1 protein-coding gene is annotated in these 5,001 nt (G+C 74.9%); it reads right to left on the minus strand.

Annotated features, from left to right (window positions below; translation table 11 throughout):
• The coding region (locus tag ACWDBE_RS38965; RefSeq protein WP_449810348.1) for an SDR family NAD(P)-dependent oxidoreductase at positions 1–5,001 on the minus strand (5,001 nt) is incomplete at both ends.

Here is a 5,001-nt window from a genome sequence, read left to right on the forward strand (position 1 = left end):
CGCAGCACCGCCGACAGCCGCTCCGGCGTCAGCGACGACACCACGCCGTCATCCAGGACGCCGGCGGTGTGGACCACCGCCGACAGCGAACGACCTTCCAGCAGCGCTGCGACGGCCGCGCGGTCGGACACGTCGCACGCGACGACGTCCACCTCGGCGCCCAACCCCGCCAGCTCGTCACGCAGTTCGGAAGCGCCCGGGGCGTCCAGGCCGCGGCGGCTGGTCAGCACCAGACTCCGCACCCCGTGCGCCGTGACCAGGTGCCGGGCCACCAGCGAACCCAGACCACCCGTACCACCCGTGACGAGAACCGGGCCCTCGCCCAGCGACACCGCGTTGTCCGATTCGGCGGCAACGCGCACCAGACGCGGCGCGAACGCCACACCCCCACGCACCGCCACCTGCGGCTCACCACACGAGAGGACACCCGAAGGCAGTTCGGCGTCCGCCTCCAGGTCCACCAGCACCAGCCGGTCCGGGTTCTCCGACTGCGCCGAGCGCACCAGGCCCCAGACCACCGACTCCGCCAGACCCGCAACACCCGACGCCGCATCCACAGCGACAGCGCCACGCGTCACCACAGCCAGCTTCGAAGCGGCGAACCGCTCCTCCGCCAGCCAGCCCCGCACCAGCTCCAGGGCCCACACACCGGCAGCGTGCGCGGCCTCGGCCACGTCACCGCCGCCCGCCTGCGGTGCCTCGACGACCACGACCGCCGGGACCTCGTCCCCGGCCAGCTCGGCCGGCGACGACACCACCCGAAGGTCCGCACCCGACCCGGCCCCGAGCGCGACCTGCGCCCAGTCCACGCCGAACAGCGACTCGCCACCACGGTTGCCCGCCGCCGCCAGCTGCCCGGCGACCACCGGCCGCAGCACCAGCGACTCCACCGAACCGACCGGACGGCCCTCCGCGTCCGCCAGCGTCAGCGACACCGCGTCCGAACCCGCCGACACCAGCCGCACCCGCAGCGCGCCCGCGCCCGACGCGACCAGCGACACACCCGACCACGCGAACGGCAACCGGCCCGCTCCCGCGTCCTCCACCAGGCCACCGAGCCCGACCGCGTGCAACGCCGCGTCCAGCAGCGCCGGGTGCAGCCCGAAACCGGCCGCCTCCCCCGCCACCGCCTCCGGCAGCGCCACCTCGGCGAACACCTCACCATCGCGACGCCACGCCGACCGCAGACCCTGGAACACCGGGCCGTAACCGAACCCGACGCCCTCCATCGCCCCGTAGAAGCCGTCCAGCTCCACCGCCTCGGCACCCGCCGGCGGCCACTCCACCAGACCCGCACCCTCAGCAGCCGACGCACCCTCCGCCAGCACACCCGAGACATGACGGATCCAGAGGCCGTCCTCACCGGCGCCCTCGACGCGCGAGTGGACCGTCACCGAGCGACGACCCTCGCCGTCGGGCGCACCGACCCAGACCTGGACCTGCACACCGCCGGACTCCGGAAGCACCAGCGGCGCCTCCAGCGTCAGCTCCTCCACCAGCGAGCAACCCACCTGGTCGCCCGCGCGGACGGCGAGCTCCACGTACGCCGTGCCCGGAACGATCACCGAACCCAGCACCGCGTGGTCGGCCAGCCACGGGTGCGACTCCACCGACAGGCGGCCCGTGAACAGGAAGCCTTCCGCGTCAGCCAGCGACACGCCGGCCCCCAGCAGCGGGTGATCGGCCGCGCCCAGGCCCAGCGAGGCGACCTCGCCCAGCCAGCCCGAGGCCACCGCCGGCCAGTAGCGCTCACGCTGGAACGCGTACGTCGGCAGCTCGACCCGGTGGTTGCCGGAGCCGAAGTAGGAGGTCAGGTCGAGCTCGGCGCCGTTGACGTGCGCCACGGCGAGGGCGGTGACGACGGTCTGCGTCTCCGCGCGGTCGCGGCGCAGGGCGGAGGCGAACTCGTCGCCGCTGACGCACTCCTGGGCCATCGCGGTGAGGACACCGTCCGGGCCCAGCTCCAGGAACGTGGTCACGCCCTCGGCTTCGAGGGCGCTCATGCCGTCGGCGAAGCGAACCGCCTGGCGGACGTGGCGCACCCAGTACTCGGGCGAGCACAGCTCCTCGGCGGTGGCCAGGGCACCGGTCACGTTGGAGACCACGGCGATCTGCGGCGCCGCATAGGTCAGGCCCTCCGCCACCCGGCGGAAGTCGTCCAGCATGCCGTCCATCAGCGGCGAGTGGAACGCGTGCGAAACGCTCAGCCGCTTGGTCTTCTCGAACTGCCCCGCGATGGCGAGGACTTCATCCTCGTCGCCGGAAATCACCACGGATGAGGGCCCGTTGATGGCGGCAATGCTGACGTTGTCCGTGAGCAGCGGCAGGATCTCGGCCTCGGTGGCCTTGACCGCCACCATCGCACCGCCCTCGGGCAGCGCCTGCATCAGCCGGCCACGCGCCGCCACCAGCGCAACGGCGTCGTCCAGCGAGAGGACACCCGCGACGTGCGCGGCCGCCAGCTCGCCCACCGAGTGCCCGACCAGGACGTCCGGCCGCACACCCCAGCTCTCGAAGAGGCGGAACAGCGCCACCTCGACGGCGAACAGCGCCGGCTGGGTGAACTCCGTACGGGCGAGAACGTCCGCGTCCTCCCCGAACACCGCCTCCCGCAGCGGGAGTTCGACCCGCGCGCAGACGGCGTCGAAGGCGTCCGCGAACACCGGGTAGGCCTCGTACAGCTCCCTGCCCATGCCCGGACGCTGGCTGCCCTGCCCCGTGAACAGGAACGCCAGCTTGCCGCCCGAGGCGACGCCCCGGACGAGTCCGGTCCGGTCGGCGCGCTCGGCGAGCGCGCCCAGGCCGTCGAGCAGGGCCGTCCGGCTGTCGCCGAGCAGGACGGCGCGGTGCTCGTGGTGGGTACGGGTGGCCGCGAGCGAGTACCCGACGTCGGTGGCCGGGACGTCCGGCCGGGTCTCCAGGTGGGCGCGGAGGCGTCCGGCCTGGGCGGCGAGGGCATCCGGGGTGCGGCCCGACAGGGCCCAGAGCACCGGCGCGTCGCCGTGCGTCGCCGGCGCGGCCTGCGGGTCGGTGTCCACCGGCTCGTCGGCGGCCTGTTCGAGGATGACGTGGGCGTTGGTGCCGCTCATGCCGAAGGAGGAGACGCCGGCCCGGCGCGGGTGCGCCGTCTCGGGCCAGTTCCGCGTCTCCGTCAGCAGCTCGACGGCGCCCGCCGACCAGTCCACGTGGGGGGTGGGCTCGTCGACGTGCAGGGTGCGCGGCAGCACACCGTGCCGCATCGCCATCACCATCTTGATGACGCCGCCCACACCCGAAGCGGACTGGGTGTGGCCGATGTTGGACTTGAGGGAGCCGAGCCACAGCGGCTCGCCGCTGCGCTCCTGCCCGTAGGTGGCGAGCAGGGCCTGGGCCTCGATCGGGTCGCCCAGTCGGGTGCCGGTGCCGTGCGCCTCGACGGCGTCGACCTCGGCGGCCGTCAGGCCGGCGCCGGCCAGCGCGGCACGGATGACCCGCTGCTGGGCGGGGCCGTTGGGGGCGGTGAGGCCGTTGCTGGCACCGTCCTGGTTGATCGCGCTGCCGCGCACGACCGCCAGCACCTGGTGGCCGTTGCGGCGGGCGTCGGAGAGGCGCTCCAGCAGGAGCATGCCCGCGCCCTCGCCCCAGCCGGTGCCGTCGGCCGAGGCCGCGAAGGCCTTGCAGCGGCCGTCGGCGGCCAGGCCGCGCTGCTTGCTGAACTCGACGAAGGTGCCGGGGGTGGCCATCACGACGACGCCGCCGGCCAGCGCCATGGTGCACTCGCCGTTGCGCAGCGCCTGGGCGGCCAGGTGGAGCGCGACCAGCGAGGAGGAGCAGGCCGTGTCGACGGTGACCGCCGGGCCCTCAAGACCGAAGGTGTAGGCCAGGCGGCCGGAGACCACGCTGGCGGCGGTGCCGGTGGCGAGGTGTCCCTCGCTGGACTCCTGGCCGGCCAGCAGGGCGGCGTAGTCCTGGCTGTTGGTGCCGGCGAAGACGCCGGTGGCGGTGCCGCGCACCGAGCCGGGGGTGATGCCGGCGCGCTCGAAGGCCTCCCAGGAGGTCTCCAGCAGCAGGCGCTGCTGCGGGTCCATGGCGAGCGCCTCGCGCGGCGAGATGCCGAAGAACGCCGGGTCGAACTCGCTCGCGCCGTGCAGGAAGCCGCCGCAGCGCGCGTAGGAGGTCTCCCGCTCCCCGCCGAGGGCGCTGCCCACGGCGCCGAGGTCCCAGCCGCGGTCGGTCGGGAAGTCACCGACGGCGTCGGCGCCGTCGAGCACGAGCTGCCACAGGTCCTCGGGCGAGGTGACGCCGCCGGGGTAGCGGCAGGCCATGCCGATGATGGCGATGGGCTCGTCGTCGGCCGCCTGCGGCACGGCGGGGGCCTGTGCCCCGGTGTCGGTGCCGAGCAGTTCGGCGCCGAGGTGGGCGCCGAGGGCGGCGGCGGTCGGGTGGTCGAAGACCAGGGTGGCCGGCAGGGTCAGTCCGGTGGCCGTGTTGAGGCGGTTGCGCAGTTCGACGGCGGTCAGCGAGTCGAAGCCGAGGTCCTTGAACGCCCGGCCGGGGTCGATGGCCTCCGCGCCGCTGTGTCCGAGGACGGCGGCGACGGCGTCGCGCACCAGCTCCTCCAGGACGCGCCCGCGGTCCAGCGGGGAGAGGCCCGCGACCCGCGCGGCCCAGGGGGAGGCGGCGTCGGCCGGGCCCTCCTGCGGGGCGGCCGTGGTGGCCAGGGCGCGGACCTCGGGGAGGTCGGCGATCAGCGGGCGGTTGCGGCCGGCGGTGAAGACCGGGGCGAAGCGCGCCCAGTCGACGTCGGCGACGGTCACCGCGGTCTCGTCGTGGTCGAGCGCCTGCGCCAGGGCGGCGATCGCCAGTTCGGGGGCCATCACGGGCAGGCCGCGGCGGCGCAGCTGCTCCTCCGCGTCGTCCTCGGCGGCCATGCCGCCGTCGGCCCAGGGGCCCCAGGCGACGGCGGTGGCGGCGAGGCCGCGGCCGCGGCGCTGCTCGGCCAGGGCGTCGAGGTAGGCGTTG

Source organism: Kitasatospora sp. NPDC001132, assembly GCF_053598415.1.